Source organism: Glutamicibacter sp. NPDC087673 (genome assembly GCF_044743255.1).
Lineage (GTDB): Bacteria > Actinomycetota > Actinomycetes > Actinomycetales > Micrococcaceae > Glutamicibacter.
This window is the reverse complement of sequence record NZ_JBIUWB010000002.1, coordinates 29,043-49,878: the sequence shown is the minus strand read 5'-3', so window position 1 is coordinate 49,878 and position 20,836 is coordinate 29,043. Positions and strand designations below refer to the sequence as shown.

Annotated in this window: 23 protein-coding genes; 5 read left to right on the top strand and 18 right to left on the bottom strand. The window is 64.0% G+C overall.

Features of this window, described 5'->3' with window-relative positions:
• Positions 1-25: 25 nt before the first annotated feature.
• From ACIOTL_RS04540 to ACIOTL_RS04510, 7 genes are all read right to left on the bottom strand, one after another.
• Entirely contained in the window at positions 26-1,174 is a 1,149-nt protein-coding gene (locus ACIOTL_RS04540; protein WP_400341950.1) for a Dyp-type peroxidase, read from the bottom strand.
• The gene (locus ACIOTL_RS04535; protein ID WP_133833542.1) at positions 1,161-1,694 is read right to left on the bottom strand and encodes a copper chaperone PCu(A)C; all 534 of its coding nucleotides are present in this window, start codon (positions 1,692-1,694) and stop codon (positions 1,161-1,163) included. Before ACIOTL_RS04535 ends, ACIOTL_RS04540 begins: the two co-directional genes overlap by 14 nt.
• A gap of 76 nt (positions 1,695-1,770) precedes the next feature.
• Complete coding sequence (locus ACIOTL_RS04530; RefSeq protein WP_105657035.1) at positions 1,771-2,361, bottom strand: copper resistance CopC family protein; 591 nt, start codon at positions 2,359-2,361, stop codon at positions 1,771-1,773.
• A gap of 43 nt (positions 2,362-2,404) precedes the next feature.
• A complete protein-coding gene (locus ACIOTL_RS04525; RefSeq protein ID WP_332485890.1) occupies positions 2,405-3,013 on the bottom strand; it encodes a hypothetical protein in 609 nt (202 codons plus the stop codon).
• A 158-nt stretch (positions 3,014-3,171) separates the two neighbouring features.
• Positions 3,172-3,456 (bottom strand): HU family DNA-binding protein, encoded by a 285-nt coding sequence (locus tag ACIOTL_RS04520; protein ID WP_013349906.1) that lies wholly within the window; start codon positions 3,454-3,456, stop codon positions 3,172-3,174.
• A gap of 275 nt (positions 3,457-3,731) precedes the next feature.
• Entirely contained in the window at positions 3,732-4,016 is a 285-nt protein-coding gene (locus tag ACIOTL_RS04515; RefSeq protein WP_013349906.1) for an HU family DNA-binding protein, read from the bottom strand.
• A 174-nt stretch (positions 4,017-4,190) separates the two neighbouring features.
• Entirely contained in the window at positions 4,191-5,159 is a 969-nt protein-coding gene (locus ACIOTL_RS04510; protein ID WP_400341948.1) for an SDR family NAD(P)-dependent oxidoreductase, read from the bottom strand.
• Between the two features lie 219 nt (positions 5,160-5,378).
• Here ACIOTL_RS04510 and ACIOTL_RS04505 point away from each other — a divergent pair, with 219 nt between their 5' ends.
• Positions 5,379-5,960 (top strand): DUF1992 domain-containing protein, encoded by a 582-nt coding sequence (locus ACIOTL_RS04505; protein ID WP_166650710.1) that lies wholly within the window; start codon positions 5,379-5,381, stop codon positions 5,958-5,960.
• A gap of 60 nt (positions 5,961-6,020) precedes the next feature.
• Here the strand turns inward: ACIOTL_RS04505 and rpsN are convergent, their stop codons facing one another.
• The 9 genes from rpsN to ACIOTL_RS04460 form a co-directional block, all read right to left on the bottom strand.
• The gene (rpsN, locus tag ACIOTL_RS04500; RefSeq protein ID WP_013349909.1) at positions 6,021-6,326 is read right to left on the bottom strand and encodes a 30S ribosomal protein S14; all 306 of its coding nucleotides are present in this window, start codon (positions 6,324-6,326) and stop codon (positions 6,021-6,023) included.
• A gap of 3 nt (positions 6,327-6,329) precedes the next feature.
• Positions 6,330-6,500, bottom strand: coding sequence for a 50S ribosomal protein L33 (rpmG, locus tag ACIOTL_RS04495; protein ID WP_013349910.1), 171 nt, complete (start codon positions 6,498-6,500; stop codon positions 6,330-6,332).
• Between the two features lie 2 nt (positions 6,501-6,502).
• Entirely contained in the window at positions 6,503-6,739 is a 237-nt protein-coding gene (gene rpmB, locus ACIOTL_RS04490; protein ID WP_013349911.1) for a 50S ribosomal protein L28, read from the bottom strand.
• Between the two features lie 327 nt (positions 6,740-7,066).
• Positions 7,067-7,567: a MarR family winged helix-turn-helix transcriptional regulator gene (locus ACIOTL_RS04485; RefSeq protein ID WP_105657039.1), complete on the bottom strand. Its 501-nt coding sequence runs from the start codon at positions 7,565-7,567 to the stop codon at positions 7,067-7,069.
• 360 nt (positions 7,568-7,927) lie between these two features.
• Entirely contained in the window at positions 7,928-8,725 is a 798-nt protein-coding gene (locus tag ACIOTL_RS04480; RefSeq protein WP_105657040.1) for an ABC transporter permease, read from the bottom strand.
• 1 nt (position 8,726) lies between these two features.
• Positions 8,727-9,650: an ABC transporter permease gene (locus tag ACIOTL_RS04475; protein WP_332730597.1), complete on the bottom strand. Its 924-nt coding sequence runs from the start codon at positions 9,648-9,650 to the stop codon at positions 8,727-8,729.
• Entirely contained in the window at positions 9,647-10,780 is a 1,134-nt protein-coding gene (locus tag ACIOTL_RS04470) for an ABC transporter ATP-binding protein (protein ID WP_332730596.1), read from the bottom strand. The genes ACIOTL_RS04475 and ACIOTL_RS04470 overlap by 4 nt, the downstream gene beginning before the upstream one ends.
• Positions 10,777-10,938 (bottom strand): hypothetical protein, encoded by a 162-nt coding sequence (locus ACIOTL_RS04465; protein ID WP_166650709.1) that lies wholly within the window; start codon positions 10,936-10,938, stop codon positions 10,777-10,779. The genes ACIOTL_RS04470 and ACIOTL_RS04465 overlap by 4 nt, the downstream gene beginning before the upstream one ends.
• A gap of 15 nt (positions 10,939-10,953) precedes the next feature.
• The gene (locus ACIOTL_RS04460; RefSeq protein ID WP_400341945.1) at positions 10,954-12,177 is read right to left on the bottom strand and encodes a PotD/PotF family extracellular solute-binding protein; all 1,224 of its coding nucleotides are present in this window, start codon (positions 12,175-12,177) and stop codon (positions 10,954-10,956) included.
• A 210-nt stretch (positions 12,178-12,387) separates the two neighbouring features.
• On the opposite strand from ACIOTL_RS04460, the gene ACIOTL_RS04455 reads away from it, so the two are divergent.
• From ACIOTL_RS04455 to ACIOTL_RS04440, 4 genes are all read left to right on the top strand, one after another.
• Positions 12,388-12,855, top strand: a complete 468-nt coding sequence (locus ACIOTL_RS04455; RefSeq protein ID WP_105657044.1) for an Lrp/AsnC family transcriptional regulator — start codon at positions 12,388-12,390, stop codon at positions 12,853-12,855.
• On the top strand, positions 12,852-14,231 hold the full coding sequence (locus tag ACIOTL_RS04450) for an aspartate aminotransferase family protein (RefSeq protein ID WP_105657045.1): 1,380 nt from the start codon (positions 12,852-12,854) through the stop codon (positions 14,229-14,231). Before ACIOTL_RS04455 ends, ACIOTL_RS04450 begins: the two co-directional genes overlap by 4 nt.
• Before the next feature lie 156 nt (positions 14,232-14,387).
• Positions 14,388-15,446 (top strand): ImmA/IrrE family metallo-endopeptidase, encoded by a 1,059-nt coding sequence (locus ACIOTL_RS04445; protein WP_332485883.1) that lies wholly within the window; start codon positions 14,388-14,390, stop codon positions 15,444-15,446.
• Positions 15,447-15,525: 79 nt separating this feature from the next.
• A complete protein-coding gene (locus ACIOTL_RS04440; RefSeq protein WP_400341943.1) occupies positions 15,526-17,448 on the top strand; it encodes an acyl-CoA dehydrogenase family protein in 1,923 nt (640 codons plus the stop codon).
• Here ACIOTL_RS04440 and ACIOTL_RS04435 read toward each other — a convergent pair.
• Positions 17,445-19,178, bottom strand: coding sequence for an HNH endonuclease signature motif containing protein (locus ACIOTL_RS04435; RefSeq protein WP_400341941.1), 1,734 nt, complete (start codon positions 19,176-19,178; stop codon positions 17,445-17,447). The genes ACIOTL_RS04440 and ACIOTL_RS04435 overlap by 4 nt on opposite strands.
• 61 nt (positions 19,179-19,239) lie before the next feature.
• Entirely contained in the window at positions 19,240-20,766 is a 1,527-nt protein-coding gene (locus tag ACIOTL_RS04430) for a PucR family transcriptional regulator ligand-binding domain-containing protein (RefSeq protein WP_332730592.1), read from the bottom strand.
• Positions 20,767-20,836: the final 70 nt, after the last annotated feature.

The following is a 20,836-nucleotide window of genomic DNA, read 5'->3' as shown; positions in this document are numbered from 1 at the left end:
CGCGGCAGCCCGCTTTGGGCGCATCTCACACCTGGCCCAGCAACGCCTCCCCCAGGTAGCCGCCTTCGCGCACCCCGGGAAGGATCGCGTACAGGCCCGATCCCACCGGCTTCAGCCAGGTGTTCAGCGCATCTGCGGCCGCCAGCCGGTGCTGCACCGGGATGAAGCTGGTGGCCGGGTCGCGCTGGTAGCTGGCGAACAGCAACCCGGAAGCCGCTCCGTCGAAGTTGTAGCCCCGCCGGTGCATGGTCTCATCCGCGCTGGCCGGCTTGGCCAGCGCCACGTGGGCGTTGGCCGCGATCGCCGGCAGCCCCAGCTCATTGGCCGCGGCCAGGTCCACCGGATCATCCACGCTGGCGCCCGACAGCGGCGCGCCGTCGGACTGCCGGCGGCCCAGTGCATGGTCCCGTCCGGCGCCGTCCACCTCGTCCCAGCCGTCCAGGTCCATCTCGAACCTGCGCAGCGCCAAGGTGGTCCCGTTCTCGATCCAGCCCGGCTGGCCGAACACCGCGCTCTCGCGCAGTTCTCCGCCGGGGTTGTTGATCCCGTCGAGCTGGCCGAACAGGTTGCGGAACCCGCGCCCGCCGGGGTTGATGAACCCGGTCTGGGCGAAGCGCCTGGCGCCCAGCCCGCGCAGGTTCTTGGACACCGCCCGCACCGCATGGTGCAGCACGGTCTGGTCCTGCGCGCAGAACTGGATCAGCAGATCGCACTGCCCGTACTGCTCATCGAGCTGGTCCCCGGCGAAGCGCGGCAGCGTGCCGATCTGCCCGCGCCCGGCCACATCCAGCAGGCTCTGGCCCAGCCCCACGGTCAGCGTCAGCTCGCATCCGGGCTGCGCCATTTCCGGTTCGGTGTCGGCCAGCACCCCGCGGCCACTGGCCAGCCGGGCCGCATCATCGTTGATCATCTGCAGCACCGCGCGCAGCTGCTCCTTCTTGGAGCCCTCGCGCCAGTGCAGATCCCACCCGGCGAAGACCGCGTGGGCCTGCTGGCCGTCGAGGATCCCCGACTGGTACTTCCCGTAGAACGGGCGGTACCCCTGCGGGTTGGCGGTGGCCGCTGGGGCTGGAGCGCTCAGCTTTCCGGTGCCGAACCCGGTGAGCATTCCGCCCAGCGCGGCGGCCGCGGTGGTGCCCAGCAGCAGCCGGCGGTCGACGCTAGTGCCCGGCATGCGCATCCCCGGCATGCTCGTCGTAGCTTTCGTTGGCCCCGTCGAAGTTGCGGATCGGGAAGTCCACCTCGGTGCTCGACCCGTCGGCGAATTCCAGCTTCAGCCTCGCCGTCTGGGCCGCCACCAGCGGTTCCTGCAGGTCCATGAACATCAGGTGGTGGCCGCCCGGTGCCAGCACCGCGTCCTTGCCGGGTTCGATCACCAGATCCCCTTCGAGCTGCGCCATCGTCATCCCGTCGCCGGTGCCGCGCATTTCGTGGATCTGGATCTGATCGCCCTGGGCATTGCTGATCTTGCGCAGCGCAATCGGGGTGCCAGAATTATTGTGCAGGATGCCGAAGGCCGCGCTCATGCCCGACTCGGCGGCCTTGGCCCAGGTTTCGCTGGTGGCCAGCGCTTCGGCTTGCCCGGCGGTTTTCTGTTCGGCCGGTGCGGGCTGCTGCCCGTCGGCGCTCTGTGCGCAGCCGGTGAGCAGCAGTCCAAGGCCCAGGGCCAGTGCAGTGGTTTTGCGGAAATTCATGTTCTCAAGCTTTCGGGTTCGGTGTGCAGGCGCGCCAAAGGCAGCGGTGGCCTCGGGCGCACCGGAAGGGTGGGGGCTACTTGGACTGGCGCATGAACTTGGCCAGCACGCCCAGCGCGCCGCCAAGGATGACCACGCCGATGATGACCCAGACCACCGGGCTCATCGAGCTGCCCAGGTCCTGGACCGGGTTAGCGCCTGGATCCAGGTCGGCGGACCCTGCGGAGTCGCTAGGCGCCGCTGGCGCGCTCGAGCTGACCAGGGTGGGGGCGGCCTGTGGCGCGTCGACGCTGAAGCCGATCTTGTTCTCGATCGGGTGGCCGTCAGACGAGACCACGCGGTAGGCCAGCTGGTACTCGCCGTTGCCCAGCTCCTTGGCCGGGGTGACGGTGACCTTGGTGCCCTTGGTCTTGGCCTCGGTGTCGATCTTTTCCCCATCGAGGGTCAGCGAGACCACCGTGGAGTCCACGCCGGATAGGCTCTGGAGCACGCCGGAGAATTCGAGGGTGATGTCCTCGGGCACTTCCTGGATGGTGGCCCCGGCCTCCGGGGTGGAGCCGATCAACTGGTCGTGCGCGTTGGCGGCACCGATCGAGCCGGCGAAAGCCAGCAAGGAGAATGCCAGTACTGCGACTAGTCGGGTGATGTTCTTGGTTACTACGCTCATGATGTTCCTTCCAAGCCCCTTGCGGGGCGCTTCGATTCTTTACTCAGGCAGCAAGAATGAAGCAGGGCGGACCGCGGCGCTCCGGCAGTCTTCCCAATTGCGCCAGCTTGAGTTGGAAACGCAAGGGGAAGTAGGCACGAAGCGGCCGGGCAGCAGGTACCTGCACGCGAATGCGCGAGAGGATCCGCCGGGCCGTTGAAAGGGTGAGCCAGCCGGCCATGGCCTTGAGCAGGCGTTCACCGCCGTAGAGCACCAGTACGCTGGCGATCGCGGCCAGCACGTGGGCGTAGAGCATCGATTCGGTATGCACGTTGGCGTACTGCGCGGTGATGTCCTGCGCCAGCGCTGGATTGCGCCCCGCATGGTGCGCGTGTTCCAGTCCGGAAAGATCGCCGCCCTGGTGGCTCATCACCGACAAGCTCAGGTGGTAGAGTCCCTGGCTGAGCAGCACGACCAGGCTGGTCGCCCACAGGGAGAACTTCCGGCCCACCAGCACGACGCCGATAGCCGCAGAGACGCAGGTAATGAGCACCATTGCCACCACCGATAGCGCTGTAGGCGCACTGTGGGCGTGCGCGGCAAAGGCTGTCCAGGTGCACACGCTTGCCGCCAACCAGCCGCGGATAACGCGGGTTGCGGGTTTCTGTGACACGATGGGCAGCCATTCTTCGCGGAGTTCTACGATCGAAGCTGATTCTACGCGAAGTAGAAGAGCGCCTCAAACGGTGCTCCGATAAAGCAGAAGGCCCGACCCTGCCTCCTGGATTTCTCCGGAGCGGGTCGGGCCTTGCGCAAAGCTCTAGCGGAAGCTTACTTCTTGGCTACAGCAGCCTTCAGCTTCGACCCAGCGGTCAGCTTGACCGAGTGGCCAGCAGGAATCTGGATTGCTTCACCGGTCTGTGGGTTGCGGCCGGTGCGAGCTGCACGATCGGTGCGCTCTACAGCCAACCAACCTGGGATCGACACCTTCTCACCCTTGGAAATCTGGTCGACGAAAACCTCGAAGACTGCATCCAGAACACCATTAACGGCAACCTGGGAGTTTTCGGTCTTCGCTGCAACAGCAGCAACAAGTTCGCTACGGTTCATAGCCAATGTATGGTCCTCCTGGACTAGTGATCCAAAGCCCTCTTCCGGGCCCCGAACGCCGCACGGTCGCACGGTCTTACCAGTGAGAACATATCAAACGTTTCGCCCCAGAACTGCGGAAAACAGGCGGAAAACCGGGATTTTTTCAACTAATTGCAGATTTCTTGGCTCAACGGCAGCATTTTTGGGTTCAATGAAGGCTTTTGCAACGTTCCTTAACGCCGCAAGGCCCGCCAATCCGGGAACGGACAGCGGGCCTTGCGCAAAGCTCTAGCGGAAGCTTACTTCTTGGCTACAGCAGCCTTCAGCTTCGACCCAGCGGTCAGCTTGACCGAGTGGCCAGCAGGAATCTGGATTGCTTCACCGGTCTGTGGGTTGCGGCCGGTGCGAGCTGCACGATCGGTGCGCTCTACAGCCAACCAACCTGGGATCGACACCTTCTCACCCTTGGAAATCTGGTCGACGAAAACCTCGAAGACTGCATCCAGAACACCATTAACGGCAACCTGGGAGTTTTCGGTCTTCGCTGCAACAGCAGCAACAAGTTCGCTACGGTTCATAGCCAATGTATGGTCCTCCTGGACTAGTGATCCAAAGCCCTCTTCCGGGCCCCGAACGCCGCACGGTCGCACGGACTTATCAAGAGTTGAACTTACCAGCTGAAAGCGACAAAAAGTGCATCATCTTGCGGATTCTGCTGAATTTTCGCCAAATCAAGGGTGTGAAAGTTCACCCGGGACCTACAGCGCGAACGGATCGAGGCCTTCGTTTGCCTCCACGAAAAGTTCCCAGGCTTTGCTTTGCAGCTCCTTGCCGCGGCTCGCTTTCGCCGGGCTGGCCAGTGCCGTTGGACCCTTCGTGAGGTATTTCGGCCCCAAATAGCTGCCTCGGGGCGCGTCTTCGAGTTCCGGCGCCAATGCCGCTTCGACCAATGCCACCGCACCTTCATGTTTGCCCTGCGCGAAACTGGGCTGCAATTGGCCAATCAGCCGCTTGGCAAAGTCCGGTTCGTTGATGTTGGGCACCTGCGGGGTCAGCCCGGAAAGCGAATACCCCGGGTGGATGGCCAGCGCGCGAGCCGGCAGTTCCAGCTGGCGCAGCCGGTGGTCCAGGGCCAAGGTGAAGGCTTGCACTGCCGCCTTGGACTGCGCATAGGCACGGTATGGATGGTAGTCGCGGGTCAAGGCCAGGTTTTGCGGATCGGTAGCCAGCATCCGGGTGGACATCGATCCCAGCCCGATGAACCGCAGCGGCTGGGCGAAGCGTTCGGCCAGCTCGCCGACTAGCCGCGCATGCCCGATGAAATTCGTGCTCATGGTCAGCTCATGGCCCAGCAGGCCCTCGACGCGGCTCTGCGGCGCCCGGATGACCCCTGCATTGGCGATCAGCGCATCCAATGGCCGATTGCGCAGTTCAGCTGCCAGTCCCATTGCGGATTCCATGCGCGAGGAGTCGAACTGCATGAATTCCACGCTAGCCGCCGGTACGCGCAGCCGGATCTGCTCCATGGCATGCTCCGCACGGCTCTGGTTGCGGCAGGCCAGGATGACTTTCGCACCGGCTCGCGCCAAGCCGAGGCTCGCGAAGAAGCCAAGGCCGCTATTCGCGCCGGTCACCACAACGGTCTTGCCTTGGCCCAGCGGCGCCCACCGCTGCCGGTTCGCGTAGATGTCAGTTGCGGGTCTCGGATAGCGCGTCGCTGGCTTCATGGAATACACGCTACTACAGGGATAATGCTCGATTGCGGGTGGGACATGGCCGCTAATAGCGATCTCCAGCCACCCCGCAGCCGCTTGCTGGGCACTGAATCCTTGGCGAAGCGCCCGAACCCGAAGGGAATGATTTTATCTTCCCAGCTCCCCCATCAATTGCTTCGGAAAGTCCCAGTGCCGTTGCCGGGCTCAGGCACACGGTGGGATCATTGGAAGATGGAGCACAGCGAGGATGCCGCACTGAATGCGGCCCGGTACAAGATGAAGCAGGACAGCGAGCCGTTGCCGGTGGACGAGTATGCGCAGGCCACCGGGATGGCTCCCGTCGAGAAGCAGAAGACTCCGCTGCAGCTGCATGCCGAGGACGAGGCATGGGAAGTGGCCAACTCCGTGCTCGATGAGGCTTTCGCCCGCGGGGACTTCGACAATCTTGCCCTCTCGGGCCAGAAGATCGACCATATCACCAGCAATGACGATCCCGACTGGTGGCTGAAGTCCATGATGCGCCGCGAGCAGCTTACCGGGCTGGGCCCACCAGCGCTGACCTTGCGGGTGGAAGATGAGCAGATGGAGCAGACCTTGGACCGCTTGCCCTCCGAGCGGGCCGTGCGTGAGCATATCGAGGATTTCAATGCCCGCATTATCGAGGCGCGGCGGCAGCTGCTTGGCGGCCCGCCGGTGATCACCGCATTGCGCGATTCCACCGCAGAGGTGCTTGGTTGGCAGGAACGCCGGGCGGCAGAACCTGCACCGGTGGCAGAGAAGGCACCGGTGAAACGCCGGTGGTGGCGGCGTTAAAAGGCGAAGCCGCCTTCCCGAAAGGGAAGGCGGCTTGCTAAGTCAAAAGACTTGCAGGTCTTACCAGGAAGACTTGGTGATGCCCGGAAGCTCACCACGGTGCGCCATGTCGCGGAAGCGAACACGGGAGATACCGAACTTCTGGAAGGTGCCGCGTGGGCGACCGTCGATTGCGTCGCGGTTGCGAACGCGAATCGGGGAAGCATCGCGTGGAAGCTTCTGCAGGCCTACGCGTGCAGCTTCGCGAGCTTCGTCGGTTGCGTTTGGATCAACCAGGGTCTTCTTCAATTCGAGACGCTTTGCAGCGTAACGCTCGACAATGACCTTGCGCTGTTCGTTCTTTGCGATCTTGGACTTCTTGGCCATGTCTTAGCGCTCCTCTCGGAATTCAACGTGCTTACGGACGACTGGGTCGTACTTCTTCATGACCATGCGGTCAGGGTTGTTACGACGGTTCTTACGGGTTACGTAAGTGAAACCGGTTCCAGCGGTGGACTTCAGCTTGATGATCGGACGTACGTCCTTATCCTTCTTTGCCATTTTTAGAGCTTCACACCCTTCGCAATCAGGTCAGCAATTACAGCGTCGATACCGCGAGCATCGATGACCTTGATGCCCTTGACCGACAGGGTCAGGGTCACCTTACGGCGCAGGGAAGGCACGTAGTAGGTCTTCTTCTGGATGTTCGGATCGAAACGACGCTTGTTGCGACGGTGCGAGTGGGAGATGCTATGTCCGAAGGCCGGAGTAGTACCGGTTACCTGGCAAACAGCTGCCATGATCACTCCTCAGTTAGTTAGTAGTAAAATTCGGCGGTACTCGCGCACAGTGCCCATACCAAAATATCGACACCGCTTCTGCGTTATGAGTCCCGCCAACCAGTGAAACACCGTTAATACTGCACACTAGGAAGGTAACCAGGCTGGGTGAGAACCAACCGAAGAGCCTTAAAGTATGTAAGTCGGTGAACTTCGCAACCGGTCGAGCAATTTCCCCGTACTCAGTCGGCCACGATATTCGGTATTACGGGCAACGCGCAGTTGTTCTGCTGTTAGACGGCATAACAACACACGCGATTAACGCCTGATTAGCTTATCGAGAATTCCTCAGTGTTCCAAATCGAGGTTTTCCGAATTCAGGATCCAATGATCCGCATCAAGCGAAGTTGTAATTTTGCGTGCGATCCGCGTGAGATCGTTAACGTCCTTGTCATCAAGGGTATCGAAGAGAAGTCCGCGCACCGAGGCAACGTGGTGAGGCGCCATCTGCTGCACGGCTTCCCATCCGGCCTGCGTTAATGAGGCGATTTTCACACGGGCATCTTCTGCGGACTGCTCGCGGGTAACCCAGCCGCGCTTCTCCAGCTTCTTGACCACATGCGACAGTCGCGAAAGCGAAGCACTGGTGTGCGAAGCCAGCGTCGTCATGGTCAGCTGATGGTCCTTGGCCTCGGAGAGCATGGCGAGCATGTGGTAGTCGAAAAGCGTGATGCCTTCCAGGCCCTGCAGATCGGAATCCAAGGCCGCCGGAAGCAAAGTCATGACAGCATGCAGTCCAAGCCAGGCGTCGCGTTCAGGCCCGGAGAGCCAAACTGGCTTATCGCTCATGAAGTTTCCAATCGTTCATAGACCTGCACCTACAGGCCAGCAAGGTATCAACCTGTAGACCATATATTGTAAAGCTAAGTATTTACTATATGTCAGATGCCCGCATTTCGGCTCTCTGCCAATATTTCGTTCCGCCAGCCACCCTAATGGCCTTTGGCCGCGGCTGCATCCTGCAGGCAATGGTCCTGCAAATCACCGCAAGAGCAGCAAGCGGCCGGAGGCCTAGCGCCAGTCCAACAACGTGCAGGTCCCAGAGGGTGCAAGGAGCGAGCTGGGTACCGCTCACGCTAGTGACGATCCCTGCTTTTTGACCAGCTGGCAAGCCAAAGGCCCGCGCTGAAGAGCGCGGGCCTTTGGAACCTAGGAATTCTCCAGCTGTTTCTTCTTCCGGTAGCTGATCACCTGTCCGATGACCACCACGAGCAGGGCAAGGATGAACATCGCCGAACCAATGACATTCGCCTGGGCCGGGATGCCGCGGGTAGCTGCCACATAGATGAACTTCGGGAAGGTCTGGAAGGTGCCGGAGTTGAAATTCGTGATGATGAAATCATCAAAACTCATCGCGAAGGACAACAGCGCGGCGGCCACAATGCCTGGCAGCAGCAGCGGGAACGTCACCTTCCAGAAGGCCGCCCGCGGCGAGGCGTAGAGATCGGCGGCCGCTTCTTCCAATCGCGGATCCAGCGAGGAGACACGAGCCCTGACGGTGACGATCACGAAGGACATGCAGAACACAATGTGGGCGATCACGATGGTGGCGTAGCCCAGTTCCCAACCGAGGTTCAGGAACTGTGCCAGCAGAGAAGCGCCGAGCACGACCTCCGGAGTAGCCAACGGCAAAATGATCAGCACATCGGTGAGCTTGCGGAACCGGAACTTGTAGCGGACCAGGCCGATGGCGATCAGCGTGCCCAAGGCGGTGGCGGCAATCGTGGCCACCGTGCCGACCTGCAGCGAGTGCGCCAGCGATTCGCAGACCGCCGGAGCGCCGCAGGGGTTCTGCCAGTTCTCCAGGGTGAAGCCGCGCCAGTCCAGGTTGGTGCGGCCGGCATCGTTGAAGGAGAACACGAAGATGTACGCGATCGGGACCAGGAGGTAGATGAAAGCCAGCCCGCCGACAGCGGGGATGAACCAGCGTCCGATTTTCTGCTTCATGCTACATCAGCTCCTTGGTCCCGAAGCGGCGGATATAGATCGTGACCAGGATCAGGATCGAGACCATCAGCACGAAGCTCAACGCCGAGGCGCCCGGGTAATCGATGACCTTGAAGAATCTGGAATCGATGATCTGGCCGATCATCGTAGTATTGCGGTTATTGCCCAGCAGGGCCGCGTTCACGTAGTCGCCGGCGGCCGGGATGAACGTCAGCAGGGTGCCGGCGAAGACGCCCGGGGCGCTCATCGGCAGCGTCACCTTGAAGAAGGAGGTCACCGGGCTGGCATACAGATCCCCCGAGGCCTCGAGCAGGCGGGTGTCCAGCCGGCCCAGGTTAGCGTAGATCGGCAGCACCATGAACGGCAGGAAGTTATAGGTCAGGCCCGCGACGACCGCGAACGGCGTGGCAGTCAGGTGCCCGTCGGCTGGCAGGATCGCCAGGAATTTCAGCGTTTGGGCGATGAACCCCTCATCGGCCAGTATCTGCTTCCAGGCCTGGGTGCGCAGAATGAAGCTGGAGAAGAACGGGGCGATCAGCAGCACCAGCAAGATGCCCTGCAGCAGCGTCTTCTCGCGCAAGCGGACTGCCACCAGGTAGGCCATCGGGAAGCCGATGAGCAAGGCCAGGACGGTGGCGATCAGCGCGAACCCGAAGGAGCGCAGCAGCTCGGGCCAGTAGGCGGCGAGCACCGTGGCGTAGTTGCCGATTTCGAAACCCGGCACGAATTCGCCGATTTCCCCGCCCTCGGGTTTCACGTACAGGCTCATTGCCAGCAGGACTACCACCGGAAGCGCGAAGAACAGGGCGAGCACCAGCATGCCCGGGGCGATCAGGTAGACGCCGGTGCGGCCCTTGCGCCGCTCCGCCCGGATCTCCTCGGGGCTGCGCAGGTCGACGATGCCCTTCTTGGTCATGACCGTCATGGCTGGTCAACTCCGGCATCCTCGTGCTCGGCACCGGCCAGTCCGAAGGAATGCTGCGCTTCCCAGGACAGGTACACGGTGTCGCCTTCGGCAGCAGGCTGCTGGCCGCGATTCTGCGCGAAGGTCCCGAGCGTGCCGATCCCGTCCACCTCGACCAGGTACTCGGTGGTGGTGCCGGTGAAGGACACGTCGACCACGGTGCCGGACAAGCGGTTCTCTCCCGCATAGCCATCGCGCGAGATCGTGATCTTCTCCGGGCGCACCCCGACGACCACCTCCCCTGATGCCTGCACGGCGCGGTCGGCCGGCAGCAAGATGGCTTGGCCGTTGACCATGACGCTGAGCATGCCGGCGTCATTGCCGGTGACCGTGCCGCGCATCAGGTTCGACTTGCCCAGGAAGTTCGCGACGAACGCGGTCTTGGGCAATTCGTAGAGTTCGCGCGGCGGGCCCATCTGCTCGATCCGTCCGCCGTTCATCACGGCGACCACGTCGGCCATGGTCATGGCCTCTTCCTGGTCGTGGGTGACGTGGATGAAGGTCAGGCCGACTTCGGTCTGGATGTTCTTCAGCTCCAGCTGCATTTGGCGGCGCAGCTTCATGTCAAGTGCCCCGAGGGGCTCATCGAGCAGCAGCACCTGCGGGCGATTGACCAGCGCCCGGGCCAGGGCCACGCGCTGCTGCTGCCCGCCGGAGAGCTGGATCGGCTTGCGATTGGCAAGGTGCCCGAGCTCCACCAGGTCCAGCCCGGCCCTGGCTTTCTCCATCGCCTGCTTGTCCTTCTTGCGCTTGAGCCCGAAGGCCACGTTTTCCAGCACGCTCATGTGCGGGAACAGCGCATAGGACTGGAACACGGTGTTCACCGGACGCTGGTGGCTGGCCAGCGCGGTCACGTCCTGGCCGCCGATCGAGATGCTGCCCTCACTGGGGGCCTCAAGGCCCGCGATCATGCGCAGGGTGGTCGACTTGCCGCAACCGGAGGGTCCTAGCAGGGCGAAGAAGGTGCCCGAAGGGACCACCAAATCCAGGTCCTTGACCGCCACGAAGCTGGAAAAGCGCTTGGTGATGCCCGAGAGGTGCAGATCCGCGCCGGTGGCAGTGGTTTCGGTACGCGTTGCCAAGGTTGTCATGCCCCTATCACTTCCTGGAACTGGTTGTGGAAATCGGTTTCTGCTGCCGGTACAGCACGTGCGGAGGTTGCCCGGTTGACGACGTCCCTGGCGCGGGCCGGGCCCGAACCGTGGCCCTTGGGCAGGCGCTGGCAGTTGATGGCTCGTTGGCGAGTCATGGTGTTCCCCGCTTTCTAGGCGCCGATTGCACTCTGGAATTCAGAGTTCAACGCGGTCTCTTCATCCGCTTCCAGCGAGCGGAAGACATGTGCCTTTGCCAGATCCTCATCGGTCGGGAAGATCAGCGGGTTGCCGACCAGGTCAGGGTCGATCTTTTCCATTTCTTCCTGGGCGCCGACCACCGGGCAGATGAAGTTCACGTAGGCTGCGACCTGCGCGGCCACGGCCGGGTCGTAGTAGAAGTCCATGAGCTTCTCGGAGTTGGCCTTGCGTGGCGAGGCCACCGGGACCATCAGGTTGTCGCTCCACAGGGTGCCGCCGGCCTCGGGGATCACGAACTCCCACTGGTCATCGTTCTCGAAGTTCATCTGCACGATATCGCCGGACCAGACGATGCCGGCGATCGCATCGCCCGAGACGAAGTCCTCCTTGTAGGAGTTGCCCTTGACCTGGCGGATCTGGCCATTGCCGATGTTCTCGCGCAGCACGTCGGCAGCGGCGCCGAATTCGCTTTCGCCCCATTGGCCGGCGATGTCCACGCCGTTGTGCAGCATCAGCAGGCCGATGGTGTCGCGCATTTCATCGAGCACGGTGATACGGCCCTTGAGCTTTGGATCCCAGAGGTCCTCGACGGATTTCAGGCCCTTGGGGAATGCCTTCTTATTCCAGGCGATGCCGGCGTAGCCGGACTGCCAGGTCAGCGAGTGCTTGCGTCCCGGGTCGAAGTCCACGTCCTTCAGGTTGGGCAGCAGGTTGGCCGAGTTGGGGATGTTCGCCAGGTCCAGCTCCTGGGCGTAGCCCTGGCGGATCATGCGGCCGGCCATCCAGTCGGTCATCGTGATGACGTCCTGGCCGATGTCCTGGCCTGCCTTGAGCTGGCCCTGCACCTTGCCGTAGTAGGTGTCGTTGCCGTCGATATCCTCGCGGTAGTTCACCTTGATGCCGGTCTGCTTGGTGAACGCATCCAGTGTCGGGTAGGTCTTCTTCTCGTCGTCGTAATCCAGGTACAAGGTCCAGTTGGCCCAGTTCACGGTGGGGTCGTTTGCGGAAATGTCCTCGATCGACGGTGCGGCTTTGGTGCTGCTTCCTCCGGTGCCGCAGGCTGCGAGCAGACCGGTCAGGCCCAATGCGCCGGCCGCGGAAAGCACGCCGCGGCGGGAGTAGCTGCGCTGGCTCATGGCCTGGACCAGTGCGCGGACTTGGGGGTCTTGCGGAAGTCGGCGTTGCGAGTGCGACATGGCTGGAATCCTAACGACGAATGTGATCGGCCACACATGAAAGTGTTGTCGTTCATCCTGCCAGCAATGCACAAGTCCAACAAGACCCGAACGCAAGTTTCCTTGTAAAAATTACGTTATGAAAACTGAAAACTTTCAAAAATACCCCTTTCGCAACTGAATCAGTGACGGTAGGGTCTGTGGAAAGTCCCTTAGACCTAGGAGGTCGATATGACGCTGCCCTCGCATACGGCACAGGCCATTGATGAAATTTCCAAGGAGATCATCGAGCAGCTGCAGGAAGATGGCCGGCGCTCCTATGCCGCCATCGGCAAGGCAGTGGGCCTGAGCGAAGCGGCTGTGCGCCAGCGCGTGCAGAAGCTGGTCGAGAGCCGCGTCGTGCAAATCGTCGCAGTCACCAACCCGCTGGAATTGGGATTCACCCGCCAGGCCATGATCGGCGTCGTCGCCGCCAGCGACATCAGCGGCACCGCCGACCGGATCGCCGAACTTCCGGAAGTCGACTACTGCGTGGTCACCGCCGGCAGCTCGGACATCCTCGCGGAGGTCATCTGCTCGAACGATGAGGACCTGCTGCGCGTGATCGGAACGATCCGCGGGCTCGAAGGCGTGGTCAGCACCAATACGTACACCTACCTTTCACTCAAAAAACAGGAATACAACTGGGGAACACGATGAACACACCACGTGGTACCGATCGCCAGCAAGCCGCTCGCGATCACCTTTGGATGCACATGGCCCGGCACTCCGGAATTTCCAACGGCGCGCACGTTCCGATCATCTCGCGCGGCGAGGGGCACAAAATCTACGACGATGCCGGGCGCGAATACATCGACGGCTTGGCCGGGCTGTTCGTGGTCAACGCGGGGCACGGGCGCGCCGAATTGGCCGAAGCCATGGCCAAGCAGGCCGAGAAGCTGGCCTTCATGCCGCTGTGGTCCTACGCCCACGAACCGGCGATCGACCTGGCTGAGCGCCTGGCCAGCTATGCACCGGGCGACTTGAACCGCGTCTTCTTCACCACCGGCGGCGGCGAGGCGGTCGAATCCGCCTTCAAGCTGGCCAAGCAGCATTTCAAGATGAAGGGCAAGCCGGGCAAAACCAAGGTCATTTCGCGCGCCCTGGCCTACCACGGCACCCCTCAGGGAGCCTTGGCCATCACCTCGCTGCCGGATATGAAGACCCCGTTCGAGCCCTTGGTCCCCGGCACCTTCCGCGTGCCGAACACCAACTTCTACCGCGCACCGCAGATGTTCGCGGACAACGAGAAGGACTTCGGGCTGTGGGCCGCGGAGCGCATCCGCGAAGCCATCGAATTCGAAGGCGCCGACACCGTGGCGGCGGTCTTCCTGGAACCGGTGCAGAACTCCGGCGGCTGCTTCCCGCCACCACCGGGGTACTTCGACCGGGTCCGCGAGATCTGTGACGAATACGATGTGCTGCTGGTTTCCGACGAAACCATCTGCGCGTTCGGCCGCATCGGCTCGATGTTCGCCTGCAACGACTTCGGCTACGTCCCGGACATCATCACCTCGGCAAAGGCGCTGACCAGTGGCTATGTCCCGCTGGGCGTGATGGTCGTTTCCGACAAGCTGTTCGAGCCTTTCACCAAGGGCGATACCACCTTCTACCACGGCTACACCTTTGGCGGGCATCCGGTGGCAGCCGCGGTGGCGATGGCGAACCTGGACATCTTCGAGCGGGAAGGATTGAACGAGAACGTCAAGAACAATGCCGACGCGTTCAAATCCACGCTGTCCAAGCTCACCGATCTGGACATCGTTGGCGATGTGCGCGGCGCCGGCTACTTCTACGGGATCGAGCTGGTCAAGGACAAGGCGACCAAGGAGACCTTCAGCGACGCGGAGTCCGAACGCCTGCTGCGCGGGTACCTCTCCCCGGCCCTGTGGGAGGCGGGACTGTATTGCCGCGCCGACGATCGCGGCGACCCGGTCATCCAGCTGGCTCCGCCCATCACGATCGGGCAGCCGGAGTTCGACCAGATCGAATCCATCCTTCGCACCGTGCTGAAGGAAGCGGCCAGCAAGATCTAGCGCCACGAAGGCTCGCAGGCATCGCCTGCGAGCCTTTTCGCAAGTCAGAGCGTGTTACTTCACGAAGCTGCACGCAATTGGTGCTTTGTGGCATAGGCCACTAGTCTGAGGTCATTAGACGATCAAGATCGCCTTTTGGAAGATTGCAGGAACCTCATGACTTTGGAACCGACCAGAATCAGGTTGGCACGCGAACGTGCAGCGCTGAGCCGGTCCGCCTTGGCCGCCTCGCTGGGTATTTGCGAGCGCGAACTCGCCCATGCTCCCGAGGATCTTTCCCTTGCGCTGGCCGATGCGCTGGGCTGCGCGCCGCAGTTCTTCCGGCTTCCCGCGGCCCAGGGCATCGACACCGAACGGATTTTCTTCCGCTCCCCGCGCCGCACCAGCACCGCGCAAAAAGTCGCCGCAGCCGCGCTGGGCCGCAACGGCGTAGAACTCTACAACCTGATCACGCGGAACTTCCGGCTCCCGCACACCGGGATCCCCGAGCTGTGCGGCTTCACCCCGGAAGATGCCGCCGCGCATCTGCGCACCGAATGGGATCTGGGATGCGGCGCGCTGCCCGATCTGCTGCATCTGCTCGAAGCCCGCGGGGTGCGGGTGCTGAGCCTGCCGGCCTCGCTCGAAGCGGTCAAGACCTTCAGCTTCTGGGAAGACGAGCAGGCCTTCATCTTCCTGGCCGCCGGCAGCCGCAATGCACAGCGCCTGGCGATGGCCCACGAGCTGGGGCATCTGCTGATGCACTCCTCGCTGGGCGAGAACCGCGAGCAGGTGGCCGCCGCGGAACGCGAAGCCGACGAATTCGCGGCACGCTTGCTCCTGCCCTCCCTGTCCCTGCAGGTGCGGGTCTCCGATTCCCTGCAGATCCCGCAGCTGCTGGCACTCGAAGAGCAGTTCGGTGCACCGGCCCAGGTGATCCTCGCGCATTCGCGTGCCCGCGGCTTGCTGGGCGAAGGCGCCTACCAGTGGTTGTCCCAGGAGCTGGCGCTGGAACCGGCCCAGGAGCACCAGCAGCTGGTCTCCCGGGTCTTCTCCCTGGTCTTCCCCTCCCTGCAGCGCGACCATCGGGCCAGCACCGCACGGATCGCCCGCGAATTAGGGCAAACCGCATCGCAGATCCATGAGCTGACCTTCGGGCAGGCGTTCGTGCTGCTCGAAGGAGAGAACCTGCACGACGCCGGCCAGGCGATCCGCGGCCACCTGCACGCGCTCTAGCAACCCCGGGGTTTGGCAGCTACGCTGGTGCCACCAGGCGATGGCGCCGCGGCCGATCGCCGAGCCAAAGGGGATCGCCATGCAAATCAACGCCGACAAATCCAGGCAAGTCGCCGAGGAGTCCCGCGAGCAGTTCGACCGGCCCAGCTTCGCCAAGGGCCTGTACATGGGGGCCGTGGACTTCTCCCTGATCGAACCATTGCCCAGCGCCCTGCATCCAGAACGCGGACAGGAATTCCTGCCGCAACTCGAAGCGGTCCTCGATGGCATCGACCCGGAGCGCATCGAAACCGAGGCGCGCATCCCCGGCGAATATATTGCCCAGCTGCGCCGCATCGGCGCCTTCGGCATGAAGATCCCGATTGAATACGGCGGACTGGGGCTGAGCCTGCTGGACTACGGCCGGGCGCTGATGCGCGTCGGCGTGGTTTCCCCGGCCATCGGCGCGCTGCTCTCGGCCCACCAGTCCATCGGCGTCCCCGAACCGGTGAAGTCCTTCGGCACCGAGGAGCAAAAACGCGAATACCTGCCGCGCTGCGCGGCAGGAGCCATCAGCGCCTTCCTGCTCACCGAGAACGATGTCGGTTCCGACCCTGCACGGTTGGGCACCGAAGCCCGGCTCAGTCACGACGGCAGCCACTACATCCTGGATGGCGCGAAGCTGTGGACCACCAACGGGGTGGTCGCCGAGCTGCTCGTGGTGATGGCCGCGGTGCAGCCGCATGAGGCCCTCGGCCAAGAGCCTGCAGGTCGCGGCGGAATCACCGCCTTCATCGTCGAGGCCGATACCGCGGGCATCACCGTCGAGAACCGCAACCAGTTCATGGGCCTGCGCGGAATCGAGAACGGGGTGACCCGGTTCCGCTCGGTGCGCGTGCCGGCGGCCAACCGCCTGGGCAAGGAAGGCTCGGGGCTGAAGATCGCGCTGAGCACCCTGAACACCGGGCGCTTGTCCATCCCGGCCATGTGCGCCGGGGCCGGCAAATGGTCCACGAAGATCGCCCGTGAATGGTCCGCGGCCCGCGTGCAGTGGGGCCACCCGGTCGGCAAGCACCAAGCCGTCGCCGGCAAGCTCGCCTGCATCGCGGCCAGCAGCTATGCGCTGGAAGCGGTGTTCGAGGTGTCCGCCCGGCTGGCCGATGCCGGCATGAAGGATATTCGCATCGAGGCGGCACTGGCCAAGCTCTGGGCTTCGGAGACCGCCTGCACGATCGCCGATGAGCTGCTGCAGATCCGCGGCGGGCGCGGATTCGAGACCGCGCAGTCGCAGGCAGCGCGCGGCGAGCGGGCGGTGCCGGTCGAACAGATGCTGCGCGACCTGCGGATCAACCGCATCTTCGAAGGCTCCACCGAAATCATGCACCTGCTGATTGCCCGCGAGGCCGTGGATGCGCACCTGCAGGCGGCCGGGGACCTGGCGCGCGCCGGGTCGAGCATCCAGGACAAGGCCCGAGCGGCGGTGGATGCCTCGGGGTTCTATGCCCGGTGGCTGCCCAAACTTGCGATGGGCGCAGGCTCGCTTCCGAACTCCTATGCCGAGCACGGCCCATTGGCCAAGCACCTGCGCTATGTGGAGCGGACCTCGCGGCGGCTGGCACGCCAGACGTTCGCCGGGATGGCGCGCTGGCAGGCCGGCCTGGAAAAGCAGCAGGTCTTCCTGGGCCATATCGTGGATATCGGCGCGGAGCTGTTCGCCATGTCCGCGGTGATCGCCAAGACCACTGCGCTGCCGCAGTCCCCGGCCGGCCAGCGCGACTCTGCGCAGGATCTTGCCCTGGCCTTCTGCGAACAGGCCGCGCAACGCTGCGAGGAGCATTTCGACAGGCTCTGGAAAAACACCACCCGTACCGATGGACGGATCGCCGCGGACCTGCTGGACGGGAAGTTCCAGTGGCTGGAGGCAGGGGTCCGCGATGTCTCCGAAGGCACCGGAGAGTGGATCGCCCAGTGGTCCGATGGAGTTCGCAAAGACGTGCGGTGGCCCTACCCGGAGGATGCCTAGGGCTCCACGATCTCGATGTCCAGTTCCCCGGCACGCCACTTCGCGGTCATGCGCTCGGCGAGGGCATCGGCCGCCAGGGCTTCCTGCGGGGTCATCCAGTAGGTGTTCACCCGGAGTTTCTGCTGCGGGTCGAGTTCCTTGGACAGCAGGGCCATCGGCCGGCATCCAGGGATCTTCACCGCGTGGAACAACCCGCAATGCCTGCCGATATGGTGGATCGTGCATCCCAAGGCCGCGGACTCGATGTCCGTGTTGCCGCCCTTTTCCCACGCGTCGAGATGATCCAGTTCGCATCGTTCGGCGGGCATGCTGCATCCCGGATACAGGCACCCTCGATAGGCCGCCCGGATGGCGCGGCCCTGCGCCTTGCTATACAGCCGCTGGGTGCGGCCCAGGTCCAGGGGAAGGCTCTGGCCGTTCAGCACCAGCGGATAGATTCCGGCCGTGCACAATGCCGCTCTGGTTTCGCCCGGGGATAGCTGGATCCCGGTGGAAGTGACCGCGAATTCCTTGCCGTCGCGTCTCATCTTCTCGTAATCCAGGATGATGCTCACCTGCGGTACCGCCATCCCGGGTTGCTTCCCTGGCGAACCGCTCTGGTTGCGGTCGGTCATCAGCAAGGCCAGGAATCCTACGAGCCGGCGTCGTTCTGGCCTGAGCTCCTCGAACTGGGTGGCGGCCGGGCCGGCAGGTTCCTCGGGCTCTTCAGGTTCTTCGGGTTCGTCAGGTTCCTCGGGTTCTCCAGGTTCGTCAGGTTTGTCAGGTTCTTCGGGTTCTTCAGGTTCGGCGGATCCCTCGGGTGCCGATCCGGCAGGTTCCCCGTCTTTGGCCCAGTCGGGCATCGATTCCTCGTCATCCCAGCCGCTGTCTTGGGCACCGGTGAACTGCGCCTCGGCGTGCGCCAGGGCTTCGCGGTTCCCGGCCACGGTGGCCGGGTTGTCCAGCGCGTTGAAATACGCTTCGATCATCGCCGCATGGGCGGGCAGGACGCGCAGGACGTATTCGACCAGGCCCTGGCGCATGCCCTTCTTGAAGATCCCGATCCCATCCAGCAGGGCCTGCAACGGGCGCTGGCCGGACTTCACCTGCGCCACCAGTGCGTTGATGTGCCTGCGGGCGGCCTTGGGTTCGCTGCGGATGAAGGCGGCCGATTCGGCTTGCAGCTGGTCCTTCTTGGCCTGCCCGGCCTGGCCTTCGCCGAAGTCCTTGCGGGCCGAATGCAGTTTCAGCGCGGCCGAGGACACCAGCCGGGGATCCACGTCGGGGTCGGCGAATTGCCCGGCCAGTTCCGGCAACCAGGCGGGCAGCGGTTGCCCTGCCTCGTCGACACCGCCCAGCAAGCAATCCACCAGGGCCAGCCGGGAGCGGACCGTGCTGCGCGGGATGTCCAGCCAGCCGTGCAGCAGCCCGGCCGTGTTCTTGAAATGCGTGCGGGCAGTGGTGGTGCGCCCGGCGGCCACCTGGAATGCGGCGCGGCTCGGGTGCTCGCCTGCCTCGGTGACGGCCTGGAAGGATTCCTGGTCGAGCTTGTGGGCACCGGTGCGGCGCAGCGCATGGGCGGCGTGCAGCTGGGTGCGGCTCTGGCGGCGGGCGAGCTTGTCAGCAAGCTGCGCAAAGCAGGCCGCGTGGCCGGGGCTCAATGGCCCGCCGGCAAGGACCGCGGTGGCCGATGCGATGAGTTCTTCCGCGTCGGCCAGGTCCTTCAGCGCCTGTGCCTGTTCTGTGCTCATGCCCCCATGATGCCTGCGGCGTCCTGCGGGGTTTTCGGACCGGGAGCCAAGTGTGGATAGCTCAGCCGTGCATGCGGTACCAGAGCAGCGCCACCTGCAGCGAGGCGCGGGACTCGGCGGAGTCCAGCTGCACCCCGAGCTTGGCTTCGAGCTTGGCCAGCCGGGAGTAGAGGGTGGGCCGCGAGAGGTAGCCGGCCTTGGCCAGCGCGGTTTTGTTCCCGCCGTGGGCCAGGTAGAGATCGAGCAGGTCAAGGGCGGCCAGGTCGAGCGGGTTGAGCAGGCCGGAGAGCTCGGCCAGCGCGAAGGTGCGCAGCTTCGGGTCGCTGCCCATGGCCGAGAGCACCCCGCGCAGGCGCAGGTCGGCGAAGCGGTAGTAGGGCTGGGCGCGGGTGGGCAGGTGCGGGACGATCTGCGCGACCTGCGCGGCTTCCTCCAGCCCGGCGATGCTGGTGGCCAGGGTGCCTTCGGGCCCCACTCCGATGGCCACCGGCGCGGTGAGCTGCTCGGCCAGCCGGCGGGTGAAGCCCTGCAGGGTGGAGTCCAGCAGTTCGCGGGCGCGCAGCGGCAGGATCAGCCCCAGGTACCCGGGCTTGAGCGAGCCGGCCAGGATGCCCAGGTGCAGGGTTTCGGCCAGCTGGTCGAGCACTTCGAGCAGGGCGCGGTCGGCCAGCTGGGTTTCGGTCGGCGTGCCGGAACCGGCCAGGGAGATGACCACCGGGACATAGTAGGGGGCGGCGGCCAGGCCCAGGGCCTGGGTGCGGATGGCGATGTCCTTGTCGCTGTAGCTGTGCCCGGCCTGCAGTTCGTGCAGCGTGGAGGTGCGCGCCTGGTAGAGCAGCTCGCGCTGGTCGCGCCCGGACAGGCGGGCGATGGTCAGCGCCTGGCCGGCCCGTTCCAGCACCAGGGCCGCGCGGTCGTCGTCCTCCAGGACGGCCGGGACGATCAGCCGCCCCCAGCGGCTGCGGACCGCGCCGACCGGGGTCTGCAGCCAGTTCTCGGTGCCGGTGGCGCGTCCGGTGTGCTCCAGGAACCCGACGAAGCGCGAGCGGGTGATCCAGTGTTCGAGTTGCGCGCCGGACTGGGCGAGCACGTGGTGGCGGACATCTTCCAGGACCACGGGGGCCGAGAGCAGCTGCGCGGTGCGGTCCACGATCTGCGCTTCGTCGGCCTCGGTCAGCGAGAGCCCGGTGTAGATTTCGTGCACCGTGCGGGAGAACTGGACGGCCTCGAGCTGCTCGGCGACGAGTTTCTGGTGGATGACCTCGGTGATGGACACGAAGCGGGTAGTGGTGCGCAGGGCGATGACCGGCAGGCCCAGGTCGGCGACGTCCAGCGGTGCGCCGGAAAGGTCCTCGATGATGACCCCGACGGCCCCGGCCTCGCGCAGCGCGGTGATGAAGGCGCGCACGTCGCTCACGTTGCGCAGGGTCGTGAGGATCAGCTCGCGGCCCAGCAGCAGGTCGATGTTCTCGGTGGATTCGGTCACGTGCACCCAGCGAAGCGGCGCGTCCATCCCTGTTCCGCAGAGCACCTGGGGGTCGGCGGCCTGGACCACCGGCAGGTGCAGTACCTCGTCTACCGTCAGCATTTTTACACTCCGTCAGCACTAGTGCTTAAATCATGACACAGTGATGGTGTTGTCCCTCACATCCATGACC